21 protein-coding genes are annotated in these 18,445 nt (G+C 72.7%); 12 read left to right on the top strand and 9 right to left on the bottom strand.

Features of this window, described 5'->3' with window-relative positions:
• The first annotated feature begins 147 nt into the window (after positions 1–147).
• The 3 genes from ACFQ9Z_RS17020 to ACFQ9Z_RS17030 all read left to right on the top strand — a co-directional run bounded on the left by ACFQ9Z_RS17020 (position 148) and on the right by ACFQ9Z_RS17030 (position 2,657).
• The gene (locus ACFQ9Z_RS17020) at positions 148–633 is read left to right on the top strand and encodes a DUF6328 family protein (protein ID WP_383017532.1); all 486 of its coding nucleotides are present in this window, start codon (positions 148–150) and stop codon (positions 631–633) included.
• A 364-nt stretch (positions 634–997) separates the two neighbouring features.
• Positions 998–1,354: a helix-turn-helix transcriptional regulator gene (locus ACFQ9Z_RS17025; protein ID WP_383017535.1), complete on the top strand. Its 357-nt coding sequence runs from the start codon at positions 998–1,000 to the stop codon at positions 1,352–1,354.
• A gap of 298 nt (positions 1,355–1,652) precedes the next feature.
• Positions 1,653–2,657, top strand: coding sequence for a MerR family transcriptional regulator (locus ACFQ9Z_RS17030; RefSeq protein WP_383017538.1), 1,005 nt, complete (start codon positions 1,653–1,655; stop codon positions 2,655–2,657).
• A gap of 196 nt (positions 2,658–2,853) precedes the next feature.
• Here ACFQ9Z_RS17030 and ACFQ9Z_RS17035 read toward each other — a convergent pair whose 3' ends face one another.
• Positions 2,854–3,630 carry a YqjF family protein gene (locus tag ACFQ9Z_RS17035; RefSeq protein WP_383017542.1) on the bottom strand — a complete coding sequence of 259 codons (777 nt, stop codon included), beginning with the start codon at positions 3,628–3,630 and terminating at the stop codon, positions 2,854–2,856.
• A gap of 584 nt (positions 3,631–4,214) precedes the next feature.
• Between ACFQ9Z_RS17035 and ACFQ9Z_RS17040 the strand changes: the two genes are divergently transcribed.
• Positions 4,215–4,814 (top strand): cation transporter, encoded by a 600-nt coding sequence (locus tag ACFQ9Z_RS17040; RefSeq protein ID WP_383017546.1) that lies wholly within the window; start codon positions 4,215–4,217, stop codon positions 4,812–4,814.
• A gap of 208 nt (positions 4,815–5,022) precedes the next feature.
• Positions 5,023–5,766 (top strand): SOS response-associated peptidase, encoded by a 744-nt coding sequence (locus ACFQ9Z_RS17045; protein ID WP_383017549.1) that lies wholly within the window; start codon positions 5,023–5,025, stop codon positions 5,764–5,766.
• 211 nt (positions 5,767–5,977) lie between these two features.
• Here the strand turns inward: ACFQ9Z_RS17045 and ACFQ9Z_RS17050 are convergent, their stop codons facing one another.
• The 3 genes from ACFQ9Z_RS17050 to ACFQ9Z_RS17060 form a co-directional block, all read right to left on the bottom strand.
• Positions 5,978–6,346 (bottom strand): nuclear transport factor 2 family protein, encoded by a 369-nt coding sequence (locus tag ACFQ9Z_RS17050; protein ID WP_383017552.1) that lies wholly within the window; start codon positions 6,344–6,346, stop codon positions 5,978–5,980.
• A 332-nt stretch (positions 6,347–6,678) separates the two neighbouring features.
• Entirely contained in the window at positions 6,679–7,119 is a 441-nt protein-coding gene (locus tag ACFQ9Z_RS17055) for a VOC family protein (protein ID WP_383017555.1), read from the bottom strand.
• Positions 7,120–7,129: 10 nt separating this feature from the next.
• A complete protein-coding gene (locus ACFQ9Z_RS17060) occupies positions 7,130–8,191 on the bottom strand; it encodes a zinc-binding dehydrogenase (RefSeq protein WP_383017558.1) in 1,062 nt (353 codons plus the stop codon).
• Positions 8,192–8,291: 100 nt separating this feature from the next.
• On the opposite strand from ACFQ9Z_RS17060, the gene ACFQ9Z_RS17065 reads away from it, so the two are divergent.
• The gene (locus ACFQ9Z_RS17065) at positions 8,292–9,209 is read left to right on the top strand and encodes a LysR family transcriptional regulator (protein ID WP_383017561.1); all 918 of its coding nucleotides are present in this window, start codon (positions 8,292–8,294) and stop codon (positions 9,207–9,209) included.
• Positions 9,210–9,251: 42 nt separating this feature from the next.
• Here ACFQ9Z_RS17065 and ACFQ9Z_RS17070 read toward each other — a convergent pair whose 3' ends face one another.
• Entirely contained in the window at positions 9,252–11,024 is a 1,773-nt protein-coding gene (locus tag ACFQ9Z_RS17070; protein WP_383017564.1) for a P-loop NTPase fold protein, read from the bottom strand.
• A gap of 166 nt (positions 11,025–11,190) precedes the next feature.
• Here ACFQ9Z_RS17070 and ACFQ9Z_RS17075 point away from each other — a divergent pair, with 166 nt between their 5' ends.
• Both ACFQ9Z_RS17075 and ACFQ9Z_RS17080 read left to right on the top strand, forming a co-directional pair.
• Complete coding sequence (locus ACFQ9Z_RS17075) at positions 11,191–11,757, top strand: thioredoxin family protein (RefSeq protein ID WP_383017567.1); 567 nt, start codon at positions 11,191–11,193, stop codon at positions 11,755–11,757.
• Entirely contained in the window at positions 11,748–12,302 is a 555-nt protein-coding gene (locus tag ACFQ9Z_RS17080; RefSeq protein ID WP_383017570.1) for a hypothetical protein, read from the top strand. Before ACFQ9Z_RS17075 ends, ACFQ9Z_RS17080 begins: the two co-directional genes overlap by 10 nt.
• Positions 12,303–12,691: 389 nt before the next feature.
• Here ACFQ9Z_RS17080 and ykgO read toward each other — a convergent pair whose 3' ends face one another.
• The 4 genes from ykgO to ACFQ9Z_RS17100 form a co-directional block, all read right to left on the bottom strand.
• Positions 12,692–12,814, bottom strand: a complete 123-nt coding sequence (ykgO, locus tag ACFQ9Z_RS17085; protein WP_028801377.1) for a type B 50S ribosomal protein L36 — start codon at positions 12,812–12,814, stop codon at positions 12,692–12,694.
• Between the two features lie 56 nt (positions 12,815–12,870).
• The gene (gene rpmG, locus ACFQ9Z_RS17090) at positions 12,871–13,035 is read right to left on the bottom strand and encodes a 50S ribosomal protein L33 (RefSeq protein WP_383017574.1); all 165 of its coding nucleotides are present in this window, start codon (positions 13,033–13,035) and stop codon (positions 12,871–12,873) included.
• A gap of 129 nt (positions 13,036–13,164) precedes the next feature.
• Positions 13,165–14,070 (bottom strand): universal stress protein, encoded by a 906-nt coding sequence (locus tag ACFQ9Z_RS17095; protein ID WP_383017577.1) that lies wholly within the window; start codon positions 14,068–14,070, stop codon positions 13,165–13,167.
• A gap of 131 nt (positions 14,071–14,201) precedes the next feature.
• Positions 14,202–15,086 (bottom strand): CBS domain-containing protein, encoded by an 885-nt coding sequence (locus ACFQ9Z_RS17100; protein ID WP_383017581.1) that lies wholly within the window; start codon positions 15,084–15,086, stop codon positions 14,202–14,204.
• A 166-nt stretch (positions 15,087–15,252) separates the two neighbouring features.
• Here ACFQ9Z_RS17100 and ACFQ9Z_RS17105 point away from each other — a divergent pair, with 166 nt between their 5' ends.
• The 4 genes from ACFQ9Z_RS17105 to ACFQ9Z_RS17120 are packed head-to-tail and all read left to right on the top strand — an operon-like array spanning position 15,253 to position 18,443.
• The gene (locus ACFQ9Z_RS17105) at positions 15,253–15,690 is read left to right on the top strand and encodes a hypothetical protein (protein WP_383017585.1); all 438 of its coding nucleotides are present in this window, start codon (positions 15,253–15,255) and stop codon (positions 15,688–15,690) included.
• Positions 15,687–16,616: a hypothetical protein gene (locus tag ACFQ9Z_RS17110; RefSeq protein WP_383017588.1), complete on the top strand. Its 930-nt coding sequence runs from the start codon at positions 15,687–15,689 to the stop codon at positions 16,614–16,616. The genes ACFQ9Z_RS17105 and ACFQ9Z_RS17110 overlap by 4 nt, the downstream gene beginning before the upstream one ends.
• Positions 16,603–18,045: a V-type ATPase 116kDa subunit family protein gene (locus ACFQ9Z_RS17115; RefSeq protein ID WP_383017591.1), complete on the top strand. Its 1,443-nt coding sequence runs from the start codon at positions 16,603–16,605 to the stop codon at positions 18,043–18,045. The genes ACFQ9Z_RS17110 and ACFQ9Z_RS17115 overlap by 14 nt, the downstream gene beginning before the upstream one ends.
• Complete coding sequence (locus ACFQ9Z_RS17120) at positions 18,030–18,443, top strand: ATP synthase subunit C (RefSeq protein WP_383017594.1); 414 nt, start codon at positions 18,030–18,032, stop codon at positions 18,441–18,443. Before ACFQ9Z_RS17115 ends, ACFQ9Z_RS17120 begins: the two co-directional genes overlap by 16 nt.
• The last annotated feature ends 2 nt before the right edge of the window (positions 18,444–18,445 follow it).

Below are 18,445 nucleotides of genomic sequence, written 5' to 3' on the forward strand. Positions count from 1 at the left end.
GCAGTGCTCCATGACGAGTCCGGTGCCGTTCGCCAACCGCTCCGGCCTGAGCGTCCGCACCTGGGACCGACGCGGCGGCCGGCGCCTGCGCTGCCCCTCCCCGGAGAACGCCTGTTTGAGCGATCATATGTCGGCTATCCGCAGTCCATGACAGATGCGGAGAGACGAACCGGGCGCGACGAGACGGCGGAAGAGCGCGCCGATCGCAAGTGGGGCGAGCTGATCCAGGAGGTGCGGGTCGCGCAGACCGGGGTGCAGATCCTGTTCGGGTTCCTGCTCACCGTGGTCTTCACTCCCAAGTACAGCCAGCTGGGCCACGTCGAGCAGGTCATCTACATCGTCACCGTGGTCCTCGGCGCCTGCGCCACCGGGGCCCTCATCGGACCGGTGTCGCTGCACCGCCTGGTGTCCGGGCAGCGGGTCAAGCCCGAGGCCGTTCGCCTCGCATCCCGCCTGACCTTCGTCGGCCTGCTCCTGTTGCTGGCCACCATGGTCTCCTCGCTCCTGCTCGTCCTGAGGGTCGCCACCCACAACGCGCTCGTGCCCTGGCTCGTCGGAGCCGTCCTGCTCTGGTACCTGGCCTGCTGGTACGTCCTGCCCCTCTGGGCCCGTTACCGGCACGCCGACCGCTGACCCCCGGACACCACCGCCGCGTCCGCCCGCACAGCGGGCTGCGCGCCTCGCACCGACGACGGGGGGCTCGGCGCACTCGACCCGGGTGACCGAAGACTCCCGGCGTCCGGCTGGGGGGTGACCGAAGACTCCCCGCGTCCGGCTCCAGGGATGGCCGGAGACTCCCCCGCGTCCGGCTTGAGGAGTGGCCGGAGACTCCCCCGCGTCCGAACCGCACCGCTCCTGGGGCCAGCACGTGCCCGCGCCGCTGTGGGACCACGCCTTCACCGTGCCGACAGGTGAGGGCCGGCTGCATCCGGCTGCCACCCCGCACCCGTAGGTGAGACGGGAGACAGATACACCGCGCCGCTGCGAGGGAGCGCACGTGAACGGCCACGACCAAGGACGCTGGTCCTTCCTCACCCCACACGCCCGGGTGCTCATGGTGATAGCCCGGAATCCCGATGCGCTTGTCCGGGACATCGCCTCGGCCTGCCGGATAGCCGAACGCACCGCGCAGGCCGTCATCGCCGATCTGGAACAGGCCGGCTATCTCAGCAGGCAGCGCGTCGGGCGCCGCACCCGCTACACGCCGCACAGGGAGCGTGGCGGGCGGCATCCGTCCGAGGCCTCGTTGTCCGTTCCGGCCCTGCTGGATCTCGCCGCCGCCCAGCCGCCGCAGCAAGCCCCCCAGAGCTTCCCTCAAGCATCCCCCGCACCGTGTCAGGATCCCGCGGGGTGACCGTCGGGTGGGCGGCCGGGCCGTGGGACGTGGTCGTCGTGGGTGCGGGACTGGCCGGACCGGCCTGCGTACGGGATTTGAGCACGCCGGAGCGCACAAACGATGCGAGCACGCACGTCGGTGCCGTCACGGGGCGGGGCGGGTCGCTCCCGCTCCCCGCGGGGTGTCCTGCGCCGCTCCGCCGGGGACGCGGAGGGGGCATCGCATCCGCGGACGGGGCGGCGTCCGAACCATCTGCATGGCGAACGGTCGGGGCGTACCTACGGAGCAGCGCGGTGATCCCGCTTCGCAGGCGAGGATGACCACCGGTCAGCTCGCCCGGCTGCTTGGGGTGTCCCCCACGACCTTGCGGTCCTGGGACCGCCGCTACGGTCTCGGGCCGGCGGTGCGGGCGAACGGCCGTCATCGCCGCTGGTCGCCCGAGGACGTGGCGATGATGCGGGAGATGTGCCGGCTCACCGCAACGGGTGTGTCACCGGCGGAGGCCGCCCGCGTCGCACAGCGGCAGGGACTGCGCGCGCACCCGGCCGAAACACCAGGCGGGGGGACTCCTCCCGCCGTGCAAGAGGACGCAGCCCAGCCCGTGGCCCGGGCCGAGCAGGCGGGCAGCGGGCTGCCGCTCGGGCGCGTCCGGCTCGAGTGCAGGGGGCTGGCCCGCGCCGCGGTGCGCATGGACGGCCTCGAAGTGCAGCAGCGGCTGCGCGAGGCAGTTGCCGCCCACGGGCCCGCTGTGGCCTGGGAGGAGGTCATGGCACCCGCGCTGCGGGCGGTCGGCCGCAAGTGGCAGTCGTCCGGTGAGCGGTACGTCGAGGTCGAACACCTGCTGTCCTGGCACATCTCGGCGACGTTGCGGCACCGGTACGTGGAGTCCGCAACCCACGGCGAGCGGCATCCCCCCGCTCTTCCCGTCATGCTGTCCTGTCCGGCCGGGGAGTACCACACCCTCCCTTTCGAGGCGCTGGCCGCCGTGCTGGCCGACGGCGGTCTGACGGTGCTCATGCTGGGGTGCTCGGTACCGGCGGATGCGCTGATGAGCACGGTGCAGCGGGTCGCGCCCGCGGGAGTGGCCCTGTGGTCCCAGACCCGCCCCACGGCGGACCTGCGCATGGCACGCCGTGTCGCGGCGGCCCGGTGGGGCGTCCGCGGTGCGCGCAGCGGTTCCCCGGTGCTGCTGTGCGGTCCCGGGTGGCGCTCCCCCACGGACGGTGGGGCGGGCCTGTTGCAGGCGGAGAGCCTGGGCGACGCGGTGCGGGTGCTGACCGAGCTGCAACGGCGTTGTGCACCGGGCGCACCGGTGCGGTGAGACAGCGACGTCCCCCGTCTCCTGCCGCGGCTCGCTCGGGCGGAGCGGAGCGGAGAGCGCGGAGGACGGCGAGTACCGGGGGCCTTGCCGGAGCGGACGGTGGGCGTTCCCCGTGGCTTCCTCGTTGCCGTGGTGTTCGTCGCGCAGGGGCCGGGTGCCGTGAGCGGGCTGGCGGGGTCACCGTCCGGCGCGCCGGTCAGGGGGAAGGGGGCAGGAAGGCCGGCAGGCCGAACTCCACGCGCACGCCAGGGGAGTACAGGACGCTGACCGGTTGTGTCGTGGGTGGGGTCAGTCCCGCCGCTGCGACGACCGAGGCGTCCCAGTCGAGCAGGTCGCAGTGCTGGAAGGTCCACGGCGTATGCGTGTTGGGCAGGTAGTACGAGCGCTCGAAGAGGCGGGCGTGCAGGCCCCACCGGTAGGTCAGGAACCCGTCCAGGGGTTGCGGCGCCACGGACCGGCCGGTGACGTCGACCCAGACCTGGCTGGTGGGCCGCGGCCCGGCGCGTCCGCGGGAGCGGTACAGCAGGCGGGAGCCGTACCAGCGGCTGAGCGTGCGCGACCAGCGGTAGGGCAGTCCGAACGCCGCTCGGGCGACGGCGACGGGTGCGAGCCGGTCGCAGTCCAGGGAGCGGAAGACCACTCCGCGCCGGCCGAGCGCGTCCCTGCTGTACAGGCGTACGTTGACCTCGTCGAAGGCGCCGACGCCCGGCAGCGGGGGCAGCGGCCCGAGGGCGAGATGCCGCATGCGGAAGAAGACGAGGCCCACGTAGGTCCGGCCGTGGCTCAGGTCGGGAAACGTCCCGGGCGGGAGCAGCCCGGCGACCTCGAAGGGGTCGGCCGGCCAGTGCAGGAACACCACGTCCTGCCAGCGCTGCCGGAAGAGCACGCGGTCCAGCGCACGGGGCGCGCTGGGCGTCACCGCTTCCAGGGCGCGGGCGTGGGGTGCTCGCCGGCTGTGATGATGCGCTGTCATGGGCCGCTCCGGCTAGCGGGTGTGGGGCGGGGCGGGGGCGACGACCGGTGTGCTGTGGTCCGCGCGTGTGACGGCTTCATGGTGCATGTCCGCCTCCTGCCGGGCCGTGCGGCTGCTCCTGCGTCCCCAGGCCGCGGTCGCCCGCGGTCTTTTTTCCGACATCTGCTTTTCGCGGTCGGGCCAGTCGCCGGATGCGTCCTCACCCCGGCCGGCCCGACGCCATCGCCCCCGGCGCCGGGAGGGGCGTGGGTGGGGCGAGACGTGCGGGGAGCTACCGGCGTTTGTTTCGGAGGCGAGGGCGCTGACCAGCGTGCCGCCGACGGGGAGGGGCATCCTTCGAAATGGCGGCAGCCGCCGGCAAGACGAGCAAGCAGCCCGACAGGCGGCACACGTCTGAGCTCGGGATCTTCTGATCGGGGCCCGCACCGCTGATACGTTGCCCCTCGTGTTGCTCCTCCTGGCACAGGACCCGCTCAGGTCCGCGATCGGCACCCGGCAGTCGGCCGTAGCCGTCACGGCGTATCGGTGTCCCTTTCACGCCTCCCTCTGAGGAACGTGACGGGCAGGTGCGGGAAGATCTCGCGGTGACCAGAACGGATGACACCGCCCGCCAGACGCTTCTCCGCCGCGGTTTGGCTCTCGAGTACGCCACCCTCGGTTGGAACGTGATCGGCATCGTGGTGCTCGCCCTCGCGGCGATCTCGGCGAGGTCCGTGGCGCTGGCCGGGTTCGGCCTGGACTCCCTGATCGAGATCGGCGCGTCCACCGTGGTGATCTGGGAGCTGTCCGGTACCGGAGAGGACCGCCGGCGCCGTGCGTTGAGGTTGATCGGTTTCGGCTTCGGGCTTCTGGCGGTGTACCTGCTGGTGCAGTCCACCTGGGTACTGGCCACCGGCTTCCGGCCCCACCGCTCGCCACTGGGCATCGGCTGGACGGCGGTGACGGCCGCGGTCATGTTCGTGCTCGCCGCAGGCAAGACACGCACCGGCACCGCCCTGGACAACCCGGTGCTGAAGACGGAAGGCCGGGTCACCCTGATCGACGGCCTGCTGGCCGCCGCCGTGCTGCTGGGCCTCGTGCTGAACGCTCTGGCCGGCCTGTGGTGGGCCGACCCGGCCGCTGGATACGTGCTGGTCCACTACGCCCTGCGTGAGGTCAAGGAGATCTTCTTCGGCGAGCACTGACGGCCCGGACCGCTCACCGCCGCCGACGCCGAAGATCTGACTCTCCGTGACGGCAGCCACAGATAGCGGGTCGAAGCCGCATCCGAGGAGCAGCGTCGGCCGGATGATCCTCGGAGTCGACGTGCGGTTCGTGACGCCGGACGTGACACACCTGATCGAAAAGCCGAGCGTCGGCCCGTGCGCGGCTGGGCGGTGAGAGGGTGGGCGCATGTGCGGTCGATACGTCTCCACCCGGCGCCCGCAGGACTTGGCGCAGCTGTTCCACGTCGACGAGTGGCCGGTCACGGAGGTGCTCGCACCGAGCTGGAACGTCGCCCCGACCGATGACGTCTGGGCCGTTCTGGAACGCACCCCCCGCGGCGATGACGGTGCCACTGCGCCCGCGAGGGAGTTGCGGCCCCTGCGCTGGGGTCTGGTGCCGTCCTGGGCGAAGGAGCCGAAGATCGGGGCGCGGATGATCAATGCCCGGGTGGAGACCGTGCACGAGAAGCCGGCCTTCCGCCGCGCGTTCGCCAAACGCCGCTGCCTGCTCCCAGCGGACGGCTTCTACGAGTGGCAGCCCGGTAAGGACCCGGTCACCGGTAAGGCCCGCAAGCAGCCGTATTTCATCCATCCCGAGGACGACCAGGTGATGGCGCTCGCCGGGCTGTACGAATACTGGCGCGACCCGGCCGTCACTCAGCATGACGACCCGGCCGCCTGGCTGATGACCTGCACGATCATCACCACCGAGGCCACCGATGCGGCCGGCCGTGTGCATCCGCGTATGCCGCTGGCGCTGACCGAGAACCACTACGAGGCCTGGCTCGACCCCACCCACCAGGACTCCGACCACCTGCGCGCTCTCCTCGACCAACCCGCCGGCGGACACCTCGATGCGCGCCCCGTCTCCACGGCCGTCAACAATGTCCGCAACAACGGCCCCCAACTCCTCGACCCGATCCGCCTGTGATCGCAGTACGGGTGGCGGTCGACGACGGGCCGTCCCCCGGGCGTCCGAGGGCGCGGGCGCGACCGTGACTGCGGCAACGGCCGGGCGCGTGCGGAGCCACCGTCAGCAGCATGGGCGCTGTACGCGCAAGGGTCCGCGCCTGGCGGCGTCGGGTCGACGCCGGCGTGGTGGGGGGCTTGCCCCGGCTGGGCCGGGGCGCGGGACTGCGGGGTCAGGCTTGCGGGAGCCGGTCGAGGAAGCCGAGGACGGCAGTGATCCGGCCGTCCTCGGTCAGGGTGATCACGTCCGAGCCGGCGACGGGAGCCGAGCCGTCGGCGGTGGACACCAGCTCCCAGCGGAAGCGGGCGATGTGATGGTTGCCGTCCACGTCGCCGGCCAGCTTGAACTCGAAGCCGGGGAACTGCTCGTGTGCCGCCTGGATGACCGCGGTGATCTGCTCGTGGCCGCGCACGTCGGCCAGCGGGTCGGTGTAGGTGCCGTCCTCGGACCACGCGGCGGCGACCGCCTTGGCGAGCGTGTCGGCGTCGGTGGCGTTCCAGGCCTCGAAGTAGCGGGCGACGGCGGCAGCATAGATCGACATGGCGGGACTCCCGTTTCGGTGAGATGACATGGCGTCTGGCCCGGTTGGGCCGGGTGCGAGCCGGAGTGCGCCGGCCCGAACCCGATGGCTTCACCATGCCGCGTCCCGCTTCACCGCGCGATTACCGCACAGGTAATGAGGCCTTGACCCCATGGCGATGCCCGGTGTCATGTCGTGCCTGATCAAAGTCAGGAGCAGAGGCGTTGCTCCGTCTAGGCCGTTGCTGTCCTAGCCGTCGACGTCGAGCGCCGTGCCGTACAGGCGGTCCACCTTCAACCGGTGAGGGCCGGCACCGAGCGCGCGAGCCCCGTCCTCCGGGCAGCGGACCCGCGTCAGCCGGTCTGTTCGGCCAGGGCGACGATGATGCCCGCGGGGCCGCGGAGGTAGCAGAGCCGGAAGATGTTCTCGTACCGCGCCACCTCGCCGAGGAGTTCGGCGCCGTGGGCGCGCAGGCGGGCGATGGTGTCGTCGATGTCGTCGACGGCGAACATGACGCGGTGCAGGCCCAGCGTGTTGGGCGGAGGGTTGCGCGGCTCGGTGTCGGCCACCGCGGGCGTGTGGTATTTGGTCAGCTCCAGCTTGCTGTGGCCGTCCGGGGTCCGCATCATCGCGATGTCGCTGCGGACGCCGTCGAGTCCGACGGTGAGGTCCGCGAAGAGACCCTCGATCTGTGCCTTGCCCTCCAGCTCCATGCCGAGCTCGGCGAAGAAGGCGACAGCCGCGTCCAGATCGTCGACGACGATGGCGACGTTGTCCATCCGCTGAATAGTCATGTCACCGAGCCTAGGACCTCTGTGGCAAGCCATCGGCCAGGACCCACGGCCGAGACCCGGGCATCCGTTCTGTGCGGCCCCGCACGATGATCTTGCCGGTGTTCCCGCCGCTCAGCATCGCCAGGAACGCGTCCACGATGTGCTCGAACCCGTCGACGACCGTCTCGTCCAGGGCGAGGCGTCCACTCTGCAGATGCGGCACGGCGAACTCGTACAACTCCTCCTGGAGATGGCGGTAGTTGCTGACCAGGAAGCCCTCCATACGGATGCTCTTCTCCACGATGTCCGCGTGGTCGAAGCGTGGCGCCGACGCGTCGGGGTCGTTGTACTGGCTGATCGTGCCGACGCGCACGATGCGTCCGAACTCACGCAACGCTCGTACCGCAGCCGCCAGTTGTCCGCCGCCCACGTTGTCCACGAACACGTCGACGCCGTCCGGCGCCGCCTTGCGGAGCAGATCGTCGGCGGGCCCCTCGTGGTAGTCGAAGGCGGCGTCGTAACCGACTTCGCGCACGAGATGGACGGCCTTCGCCGCCGAACCGGTACTGCCCACGAGCCGTCCGGCACCGAGCAGCCGGGCGAACCGCCCGGCCGCGGTGCCGACACCGCCCGCGGCGGCCGACACGAACAGGTCCTCGCCCTCTTGGAGCCGGGCGATACGGGTCAGGCCCACGTAGGCGGTCAGCCCGGTGCCACCGAGGGTGCTCAGGTAGGCGGTCAGGGGCACCCCGTCGAAGCGCGGCAGCTTCCGCGTCTCCTCGGGCGTGACCACGGCGTGCGTGCGCCAGCCCCGGCGGTGGAACACGATCTCGCCCTCGCACAGCCGAGGCGTGCGCGAGGCGATGACCCGCCCGATGGAGCGCCCCTCCAGCGGTACGCCCAGCGCGAAGCCGCCGGGCACGTCGTCCATCATCTCGCGGTGGTAGGGGTCCACGGACCAGTAGAGGTTCTCCACGAGCGCGGCTCCGGCCGGGGGTTCGGGAAGCGCGGACTCGACGAAGGCGAAGTGCGCCGGAGTGGGGAACCCGTGGGGGCGGGCGGTCTGGTGCACGGTGAGCGCGGTCTCGTTCATGCCGGGACCGTAGGCCGGGAATGCGCCTGCCGGGCAGCCGGTTGGGCTCATGTGACACGCCCTTCCATGAGCAGTTCTCATACGCCGAGGTGAGCGCCCCGTGGCCCGCAGGTCCGACTCCGATCTGGCTCCGCACGAACTGCGCGTCCTGGTGGCGGTCGCGGACACCGGCGGCTTCTCCGCCGCGGCCGAGACGCTCCGGCTGACGCAGTCCGCGGTCTCCCACTCGGTGCGCGGCAGCGAGCGCAAGATCGGTGCCGTCCTGTTCGAACGCGGCCGCGCCGGCGCCCGCCCCACCCCTGCCGGAGCGAAGGCCGTCGCGCACGCCCGGCACATCCTGCGCCTGCTCGACGTACTGACCGCCGAGGTGCGCGGGGCGGCCCGGCCCGGCGCGGCGGAAGGGCCCCTGCGGATCGCGGCTTTCCGCAGCGCCGCTCTGCACCTGCTGCCGCCCGCGCTCCGGCGGCTGCGTGCCCGGCATCCCGGGATCGAGCCGCGGGTGCGGATCGTGCGCGAGGTGGGGCGCGGTACCGCCGGCGAAGTCGCCGACGGGAAGGCCGACATGGCCATCGCCACCCTGGGCGGCCGAGCACCGCTTCCACCGGGTCTGGTCACGAGCCGGCTTTTCGAGGAGCCGTACGCCCTGGTGCACGCGTCCGGTCACGCCGCACCGCGCTCGCTGCCGCTGGTCGACTGGGCCGAGAACTGTGGCTCGTACACCCGCGACTGGTGGGCCGCGCAGGACTGGATCCCGAAGGCCACCGTCGAGGCCGAGGACGACGGAGCGGTGCTCTCCTTGGTGAGCGGCGGCCACGGGATGGCGATCATGCCCGCGCTCTCCCTGGCCGGAGCACCGGGCTCGGTGCGTATCACCGATCTCGGCCCCGATCGCCCGACCCGCCAGGTCGGCTACGTCACCACGCCTGAACTGGCGGGATCCGCCGTCGTGCGGGCCTTGGTGAGGGAACTGCGGGCCGCGGTCCCTCGGGGGGCGGGCGTATCCAGGACCGGGTCCTGACCAGGTCGAGCGCGTGAGACCACTCCCCCGCGGGACTGGAGGTCAGCCGCGCGGGTGCTCCGCGGCCGCCCGGACGAGGGCGTCCATCATCCGGCTCAACTCCGCACTGGACGTGGTGATCTGCGCGCCGAGGCGGTCGCTCTGCTCCACACGGTTCGGGGTGATCCGACCGGTGTAGAAGATCGCCGGCCCGCGGTAGCGCCCGCTGTCACGCCAGCGCCGCAGCGCGACGAACCCCGCGTCGCTGTCCGTGCCTCGCCCCACGTCGGAGAGCAACAGGTCGACTCGGGTCCCGGCCAGGACGCGCTCGGCTTCCTGGTCGTCGGAGGCGAGCCAGACCCGCGCCCCTCGCGCCTCCAGCCGCTGCACATGCAGGCCGTTGCCCTGTGGGTTGTCGTCCACCCAGAGCACGTGGAAGCCGAGGTAGGGAGTCGAGGAGCCGGGGCTCTCCTCATCCACGGCGAGTGGTTCCTGGCCGGCGTACACGGAAGTGACCGAAGCGGCACCGTGCTGGAGTACGCGCAGCAGTTCGTCGGCGCCGTCCAGGGCCATCAGCTCCTGCAGGAGCGTCACGAAGTTCTGGTCCCGCTCCAGAGCCGGGAAGCCGGTGGGGAGGTACTCCTCCAGCCGGGCCAGCAATGCCCCCCACTCCTCGGGCTGGTCTCGCAGTGGCGCGGTCATGCCGTGCTCCAGGACGCAGGAGACGGTGATCCGCCAGTCCTGCGGATCCGGCGGCACCGTCGGCCTGCTCAGCACCCTGCGGGCCCTGCGGTAGTCCAGGAACTCCCGGGCCGTGTCCGGATGACTCCGGTCGCCCGCGAGCAGGTTGCGGTAGAAGTCGGCGTACAGGTGCTGGAGCAGCAACATCCTGATCACTGCTTCGGGAGCGAACCGGCCCCATACGGGGTTGAGACCGTACTCCAGCCCGAAGCCGTTGATGAGCCGCTTGATCCGGCGCGGGTTGCGGGCGGAGCGCTCGGCGATCAGCTTCACCAGGTCGGCGTCCAGCAGCTCGCGCAGACCGGAACGAAGCGCGCACCGGCGGACGTAGACCTCGATGTCGTCCGGTGCGGGTGCCGGTAGCCGGTAGCTCGTCTGGAAGATCTTCTCCATGAACGCCGATCCGGCCGGTGACAGCTCCCGCAGCAGGCCGGACGGGCCGAGGGCCGAACGGTCGCAGCCGATGACGAAGGCCAGGCCCGGGACGTCGAGGTAGACCTTCACCGCCTCGCACACCGCGAGCACCGTCTCCTCCGAGCAGCGGTCCAGGTCGTCGATGAAGACCACGAGCAGCCGCTGGGGCGCGTGTTCGGCGGCCTGAGCCCACTCCGTGGCCAGCTCGCGCAACGCGTCCCGCATCGCGTTGCGGGACGGGGCGTCGATGGACAGCTCCTGCCATAACCGGTCGACCAGCCCCGCGACGCCGAGCGGGGCCGCGGCCACGGTGGCCACCGTGCGGGCGGCGGTGACCAGCGTCCGCCGCTCGGCAAGACGGTTGAGCGCACGCCGCAACACCCGACGGTCGAACCGCATCAGGACGGACTTGATCAGTCCCTCCAGCGCGTCCGCACCGGTCGACGTCCACGCGTTGTACCAGACGGTCACCGTGTCCTGCTGCTTCCGCAGCTCCGCCTCGACCAGCCGCATGAGGCTGCTCTTGCCCATCCCCCACCCGGCGTCGACGGCCAGGGTGAAGGGTGTGGAGGTGCGGGAGTCGTGCAGCAGCCGGGCCAGCTCCCCGGCGGCCCGGCCGACGCTCAGCAGATCGGCGTCCGCCTCGGTCACCGGCTCGTCGTTCAACAATGAGAACTTCATCCCCGCCCTCCCCTTGGCGAGCTCAAGCTACCGCTTCGGCGCGGCTCGCGGGCTGCCTCCGAAAACGGTGCGCCCGCCTGCCGAACGCGTGGTTGGATCACGCGTGCGCGTCAGCGCACCCGAAGGGGCCGCGTGGCTTTCGACGGGAGAGACGATGAGGAGTCACGTGAGACGTCACCTGTTCCCGGCCCCGCTGCGATTGGCCGTAATCGCCCTGCTGGCACTCACCGGTTGTGCCGGTGAGTCCTCAACGTCCCACGGCACCCCTCCCCCTGTCGCGGCCACTCGCGACACCCGACAGGCGGCGCCGGCCACCTCCCCCGCTTCCGCCGCGCCCGCGAAGCCCGCGCACGGCTACGACCCGCACGCGAACGCGGCGGCGGGCATCGAGGCGGCTCTCGCGGCGGGGAAGAAGGACGGCCATCCCGTGCTCGTCGATTTCGGCGCCGACTGGTGCCTGGACTGCCGTGTCCTGGGCGCCCGTTTCGAGGAGCCCGGGCCGTCCGAGGCGCTCGCCGGATACCACGTGGTGACCGTCGACGTCGGGGAGTTCGACCACAATCTGGATGTGGCCGCGCGCTACGTGCACCTGGGAACGAGCGGTATACCGGCACTGGTCGTCCTCGACCCCGCCTCCGGCCGGACCAAGGTGGCGACGAACCGGGGCGAGTTCTCCAACGCGCGAACCATGTCGGCCGACCAGGTGGAGGAGTTCCTGAAGCGATGGGCATGACCGCCCGGCTCCGAGCCGGCGCAGCGAACACGGCCGCGGTGCTCGCGCTGGTGGCCCTCGCCCTTCCCCTCACCGGCTGTGCGGGGGCGGCGCGGGAGAGCGGTCCCGCAGCCGTGGCCGCCCCGTTCTCGGCGGGTGGCGTGGCCGTGTCGGTCCGTGTGGAGCCGCGCGACGACGGCTTGCGGGTCCTCGCCGAACTGCGGCCGGAGCGGGCGGGCTTCCATGTGTACAGCCTCGCCCTTCCGGACGGCGGCGTCGACGGGATCGGCATCCCGACCCGCATCCGGGCTGAAGGCGCCCTGCGGCCCACGGGCCCGGCGACCACCGACGCCCAGCAGCGCGTACTGCGCCCCGAGGGCCTCGGCGTCCGGCTGCCGGTCTATGAGGACGGCCGGGTGACCCTCGAACTCCCCGTGCGGCGGGTCGAGGAGACCGGCCGGGACCGTGCGCGGGTGTTCCTCACCTACGGGGCGTGCAGCGAGCGCGAGGGGTGTCTGCTGCCCGTGCGCGACCGTGCCGTGACCCTGGAACTCCGGCCGGCGTGAGTTGTCGACCCGCGAAACGGTCCGGAGCCTGGGGGCTCGGGCTGGGGCTGGGGGCCCGAGGGGCAGACCGCCCGTCACGGCGCCGGTGGTGCAGGCGGTCCTCAGCGTTTCCTCGCGCTCCACTGCCTCTTTGATGCCGCTCAGGGCTTCCTCCAGGCTGCGGTCGATGTGCTCACCGTGATGCTGTCGCTGTAGTCACCCATGGTCAACGGAGTCCCCGACGGCCGTCCCGCACAAACGGGATTGCCGGGGCACCACGCGACAGGCGCAGTGCGGTGCCGCACTCTCGGGACCGGGAGCGTCGGTGGCTTCGGCGCCGAGTAGCCGCCTTCGGAGCGGCGAAAGGCCCCTGGTCCCGGCACTGAACCGGGGACCAGGGGCCTTCATTGTCAGCCCTGGCGGGCCTTGAAGCGGGGGTCCTTCTTGTTGATGACGAAGGTCACGCCCCGTCGGCGCACCACTTGGGCGCCGGGCTTGGACTTCAGCGAGCGCAGGGACTTGCGCACCTTCATGAAGGCCTCCTCTCGGAAGATCGGACGGGCCCGCGGTCAGTGGCGGGCCGGAGGGGTCAGCGTTCCTCGCGGAACGGGACGTGCTTGCCGATCACGGGGTCGTACTTGCGCAGGACCAGCCGGTCGGGATCGTTCAGACGGTTCTTGCGGGTCACGTGTGCGGTACCGGTTCCGGCCGTCGACCTCAGCGTGACGACGGGCCGTGCGGTGCTGCGTGCCATGGGGAGCCTCCTTCGCTTGTCCGACATCCCGAGCGGATTGACTTCGCCATGCCAGACAGCCTCGTCAACAACACCGTCCAGCAGCGCATTCCCGGGGCTCGGACACCCCGGTCCCGGCGGAGGAGCAGGTCAGCTGTGTGCGACGACCGCGACCGGAGCGGCGATGTGGTGCAGGGCGGAGTGGACGACGTGGCCGATGCGGGCGCCGAACGGCTTGGTCCGGATGCGCCGGCCCACGACCGCCAGGGAGGCGTCACGGGAGGCGTTGACGAGGACCTGCGGGGCGCTGCCGCACCGGCTCGCCTCGATCACCTCGACGTCGGGGAACTTCTGCCGCCAGGGCTGCAGCACCTTGCTCAGGAGAGCGGCCTGACCGCGCTGGAGCGAGTCGTGGAGTTCGGGATCGCCGGCGAAACGGCGGAACGAGGCCGGCGGTTCCGACCAGGCGTGCACGACCCGCAGGGTGGCCTTGCGCCGGGCGGCGGCGTCGAAGGCGAACTCCATCAGGGTGTCGTCCGCCTGGTCGATGTCGAGCCCCAGAACCACGGGGCGGAAGGGTGCAGCGGCGGACGGAACGCCCGCCGGATCCATCCTGTGCTCGTCGGCGGCCTGCTCCCCCGCCCGCACCAGCACCACCGGCCGCTCGGCGCGGGCCACCACGCCCAGACTCACGGAGCCCACCATGAACCCCTCCAGCCCGCCGAGGGCCCGCGAGCCCAGGACCAGCAGCTCGGCGAAGCCCGCCGCTTCGCACAGCAGGTCGGCCGGGGTCCCGGTGAGCCGCTCGGTGATCACCTCGATGCCCGGGTGGCGAAGCCGGATGCCGTCCGCGGACTCCCTCGTCACCTGCTCCGCCCAGTGCCGGTAGGTGTCCGGATCCAGCAGAGGTGTCCTGGCCAGGAGCCGGGGAGTCGGCTCCGAGATGTACATGATCTTGAGGGGCAGGCCGCGCAGCAGCGCTTCTCGCGCCGCCCACTCCGCTGCGGCCCGGCTCTCGGGCGAGTCGTCGACACCGACGGTGACGGTGCGGGACATCGTCTCCACCTCCCACGGCGAGGGTTCCGACACCAGCGTGACGTCGTGGTGCCGGGAGGATCAGGGGCCACACGGCCCCACCGGGGCCCGAGCGTCCCTCCGCGGACCGGAGATCCGCACAGGACCTTCGCTCAGTCGGCGGTGAGCAGGTTCTTCACCTCGACGACGTCGGCGATCCCTTCGACCTCCGCCACCAGCCGGGCCATCGTCGCCGGCGTCAGCCGGCCCGTCAGCTCCACGATGCCGTCGTGCACGGTCACGGCCACCCCCTCGCGGTCGGCCGGCGGGCAGCAGGCTTCGAGCGCGGCCTGTACTTCCACTCGAATACCGGCGTCATCCCTGATCAGCGCCTCCAGCAACGCGTCACGGCGCACCACGCCCACGAGCCGGCCGTCGCGATCGGTGACGGGCATCCGCTTCAGCCGGGACAGCGCGGCGAGCCAGGCGGACTCGGCCACCGTCGTGCCCGGCAGCACGGTGATCGCGGGACTCGTCATCAGGTCGGCGGCCGTCTCGCCCCGGGCCTTGCCGTGCATCCGGCGTTCACGCAGCCTGCCGATGTGCCCGGGCCGGTGACCAGAAGCCTCGAACGCGACCTTGGCCAGCAGATCGGACTCCGAGACGACGCCGACGACATGGTCCTCGGAGTCCACGACCGGGAGCGCGCCCACCTGCTCGCGGGCCAGCAACCGGGCGATGTCGCGATACGCCAGGTCCTCGCCGACGGACGTCGCGGGCACGTCCATCACGTCCCGCACCAGGGGCGTGCCGGGCTCCTGCGGGAGGCCCGGCCGCCGCGCGGGCGTCCCGGCCGACGGGGCCCGCTCCCCCGGTGCCCGCTCCCCGGTGTCCGGTTGCTCGGCCGTACTGCCGGAGTGCCTGGCGGCGGCTGAGGCGACCGCACCGAGATAGCGGAGCAGCATGTCCTGCCGAGCCGTCTCTCCCGGGCTCCAGGCACGTGCGGGCACACCCTGCCGGGCGTCGGCCTCCGCGCGGAAGTCATCGTGCGCGTTCACGGCGGCCTCCTGACTCCGTCGAGTCGCCTACCGTCCCAGTCTGTCGTGCCCGTGGCCCGCGCCAAGAGCCGAACGGCCCTGGTGGAACGGCGTAAGGACCCTATCCGGTGCGGTGCGGACCGGGAACGGTGAAACTGAAGGGGGCACCGACCGCAGGAGGCTGCCGATGAGTCTGCGGGACTTCCTGGAGCGGTTCCGTCCGGCGGGGACGCCCGGAGCGTCGGCGACCGGCGTGCCCGCCGACCGTGCGGCGGAGCGCGCGGCGGAACTGCAGCCGGCCCTCGACCGGCTGACTGACGTTCAGCGGGAGGCGGCACGGATCCGTGTGGCCGCGGAGCAGAGGGCGGAGGCTCTTCGGCAGGAGGCCTCAGGGGAAGCGGAACGTCTCCTCGCGGACGCGCGGGAGGGGGCGCCGGAGGTTCGCCGGCAGGCCGCGGAGCCCTTCCTGCGAGAAGCCCGACGGGAGGCCGACGCGCTGCGCGCGGCCGGCGACCGCAGGGCCTCGGCGATTCGCGAGCGGGCACGGGAGCGCATGCCGCACCTGGTGGACCTCGCCGTGGCCGACGCCATGCGGCCGGCGAGCGGGACGGCGGCGGATCCGTGAGTGCCGGGTGGGTCGCCGGGGCGGTGCGGGCGCGGGCCTTCGTCGCGAGGTGTCCGGGCGCCGAAGGGGCACGTGAGATCGCGCGGGGTCCGACGCTCGACGACGCCCTGCGGCGCCTCGCGACGACGCCGTACGCGCGGTACACACGGGCCGCCGTCGGCCTTGCCGGCGCCCAGCGGGCGGTGGCCGCGGCCCTCCTGTGGCAGCTGCGGGTGCTGGCCGGGTGGCTGCCGCGCGGCGGCGCCCGCCTGCTGGTTCCGCTCGCTTCGGGATTCGAGATCGCCAACGTGGTGTCCCGGCTGCCGGCGCCGGAGGGCGGGCGCGCCGAGCCGGTGGAGCCGTACCGGCTCGGCGCCCTGGAGACGGCCTGGCGGAGCCTGGAGGGTGCCGGGACGCTCGCGGAGCTGAGAGCGGCGCTCGCCGCCTCGCCCTGGGGCGACCCGGGCGACGACACTCCGTGGGCCCTGGTCACCGGCATGCGCATGGCCGCGGCGCGGCGCGTCGCCGTGTCCGTCCCGCCCGCACGCCGCTGGGCGCGGGGACGCGCGGTTCTGCTGACCGCGCGAGAACTCTTCGTGCACCGCCGCTCCCCCACGCGGTCCGTGCGTCGCGACGCAGCACGACTGCTCGGGACCCGGGCGCCGGCCGCCCCGTCCTACCGGGAGTTCCGCGAGAGCCTGCCCTCGGCCGCCCGGTGGGTCCTGGCGGATGCCGACGAGCCCGGTGAGCTGTGGCGCGCCGAGGCCCGCTGGTGGCGGACGGTACAGGCCGAGGGCGCGGTGATGCTGCGACAGGGCCGGACCGGGCCCGCGGTCGTCGTCGGCGCGGTCGCGTCGCTGTCCGCGGACGCCTGGCGGGTGCGGGCCGCGCTGGAGTCGGCGGCGCGCGGCGGACGGCCGGGAGAGGCGTTCGATGCCCTGGTCTGAGGCGGTGACACCGGTCCGGATGCGCCGCGTGGCGGTGGTCGTACCGCAGACCGGCTTGCGGGAGGCGCTGGTGCGGATAGCGGAGCAGGGCTGCGTGGAACTGGACCGCGCCGAGGAGGCGGCTCCGGGCGAGGCGGCCGTGCGGCTGCAGCGGTTGCGCGGACGGGGAACGTCGTCCGGGTCCGGGAGCGCCGCTCCGGCGGCCCTGGCCGTCACGGCGCCCGATCTCGGCCTGCTCGACCTTCGGCGCCGCGTCGCCCTGCTGGCCGGTGAGGCACAACTGGAGGAGCGCGCGCAGGGCGCCGTACGGCAGGGGGAGGTGGCGGCGCTGGCCGGGTGGTGTCCGGCCGCGCAGGTGCCGCGGGTCGCGGACCGGCTGGCCGCGGCGGGCGGCGCGCTGTTGCCGTTGCCCGTGCCGCGGGGCACGGATCCGCCGACGCTGCTGCGCTCGGGCCGGGCCGCCTCCTTCACGCCCCTGGTGTCGACGTACGGCACACCGGCCTACGCGGATCTCGACCCCTCGTGGCCGGCCGGTCTGGCCTACGTCGTCATGTTCGGCATCATGTTCGGGGACGTGGGACACGGCGCGCTGCTGGTGCTCGGCGCACTCGCCCTGCGCCTCGGGCGGCCCCGCGCCCTGGCGCGTTTCACCCGGCTGTGGCCGTTCCTGGCGGGCGCGGGAGTCGCGGCCATGCTGGCGGGCGCCGCCTACGGCGAGTTCTTCGGGCCGACCGGGCTGCTGCCGGTGCTGTGGCTGAGCCCGCTGGACGAGCCCGCCCGTCTGCTGGCCGCCGCCGTGGCCCTCGGGGCCGGTCTGCTGGTGCTCGCCCACGCCGCGGGCGCGGTGAACCGCGTGCGGGAGAACGGCTGGGCCGTGGGCCTCTGCGCCGCCACGGGGTGTGCCGGACTGCTGTTCTACCTGGGGCTCGCCCAGGTCTCGGCGGGTCTGCTCCTGCACCGCCAGGCCTGGGCGGTGGCCGGGGCCGTTTGCGCGGTGGCCGGGCTGGCGCTGGTGGCGTTCGGCATGTTCCGGGCCACCGCGGGCGGCGGCGCGGGGGTGGCCGAGACGGTGGTGCGGCTGTTCGACGTCGTCGTGCGTACCGGCACGAACACCCTGTCGTTCGCCCGGCTCGCGGCCTTCGGTCTCACCCATGCCGCGCTCGCCGCCCTGGTGTGGCGCGGCACCACAGCTCTGGCGGGGCGTGGCGCGGCCGGCGTCGCGGGCGCCGCCCTGCTGTTCACCGTGGGCACGGCCGTCTCCTTCGCCCTGGAGGCCCTGGTGGCCGGTGTGCAGGCCCTGCGGCTGGAGTTCTACGAGCTCTTCTCCCGGCTCTTCGAGACCGAGGGTCGCCCGTTCCGTCCCTGGCACGTTCCCCCGGCGGAACCTGCCGAACCCGCTGCGAAGGTGATCCCATGCTCACCTGGCTGATCGTCCTGCCGGTCCTGGTAGCGGTGCTCGGTGTCGTCCGGTTGCTGCGGAGGCGCCGGGCCGGACACGCCTTCCGCTGGCTCCTGGCCGCGAACCTCGTTCTCCTGGGCGGCGCCCTGGTCGTCCTCACCACGGCGCTGACGGGTCCCGCGCTGGCCTCGGCGCGGGCCGCCGCGTCCGGCGGGGTCAACGGGTCCGCCCTGATCGGCGCGGCCATCGCGGTGGCCGGAGCCTCGTTGGGAGCGGCGATAGCCGTCGCGTACACGGGCGCCGCCGCGCTGGCCGCGCTGAGCGAACGACCGGAGATGTTCGGCCGGGCCATGGTGATCGTCGGCCTGGCGGAGGGCATCGCCGTGTACGGGCTGGTCGTCGCGATCCTGCTGATCGGTAAGGCCTGACG

This window comes from Streptomyces sp. NPDC056580 (assembly GCF_042793175.1).
GTDB lineage: Bacteria > Actinomycetota > Actinomycetes > Streptomycetales > Streptomycetaceae > Streptomyces.

Coding starts and splice junctions, on each gene's coding strand:
- ACFQ9Z_RS17020 (WP_383017532.1), top strand. CDS start 148: ATGACAGATGCGGAGAGACGAACCGGGCGCGACGAGACGGCGGAAGAG.
- ACFQ9Z_RS17030 (WP_383017538.1), top strand. CDS start 1,653: ATGACCACCGGTCAGCTCGCCCGGCTGCTTGGGGTGTCCCCCACGACC.
- ACFQ9Z_RS17035 (WP_383017542.1), bottom strand. CDS start 3,630: ATGACAGCGCATCATCACAGCCGGCGAGCACCCCACGCCCGCGCCCTG.
- ACFQ9Z_RS17045 (WP_383017549.1), top strand. CDS start 5,023: ATGTGCGGTCGATACGTCTCCACCCGGCGCCCGCAGGACTTGGCGCAG.
- ACFQ9Z_RS17050 (WP_383017552.1), bottom strand. CDS start 6,346: ATGTCGATCTATGCTGCCGCCGTCGCCCGCTACTTCGAGGCCTGGAAC.
- ACFQ9Z_RS17055 (WP_383017555.1), bottom strand. CDS start 7,119: ATGACTATTCAGCGGATGGACAACGTCGCCATCGTCGTCGACGATCTG.
- ACFQ9Z_RS17060 (WP_383017558.1), bottom strand. CDS start 8,191: ATGAACGAGACCGCGCTCACCGTGCACCAGACCGCCCGCCCCCACGGG.
- ACFQ9Z_RS17070 (WP_383017564.1), bottom strand. CDS start 11,024: ATGAAGTTCTCATTGTTGAACGACGAGCCGGTGACCGAGGCGGACGCC.
- ACFQ9Z_RS17080 (WP_383017570.1), top strand. CDS start 11,748: ATGGGCATGACCGCCCGGCTCCGAGCCGGCGCAGCGAACACGGCCGCG.
- ykgO (WP_028801377.1), bottom strand. CDS start 12,814: ATGAAGGTGCGCAAGTCCCTGCGCTCGCTGAAGTCCAAGCCCGGCGCC.
- rpmG (WP_383017574.1), bottom strand. CDS start 13,035: ATGGCACGCAGCACCGCACGGCCCGTCGTCACGCTGAGGTCGACGGCC.
- ACFQ9Z_RS17095 (WP_383017577.1), bottom strand. CDS start 14,070: ATGTCCCGCACCGTCACCGTCGGTGTCGACGACTCGCCCGAGAGCCGG.
- ACFQ9Z_RS17105 (WP_383017585.1), top strand. CDS start 15,253: ATGAGTCTGCGGGACTTCCTGGAGCGGTTCCGTCCGGCGGGGACGCCC.
- ACFQ9Z_RS17115 (WP_383017591.1), top strand. CDS start 16,603: ATGCCCTGGTCTGAGGCGGTGACACCGGTCCGGATGCGCCGCGTGGCG.
- ACFQ9Z_RS17120 (WP_383017594.1), top strand. CDS start 18,030: ATGCTCACCTGGCTGATCGTCCTGCCGGTCCTGGTAGCGGTGCTCGGT.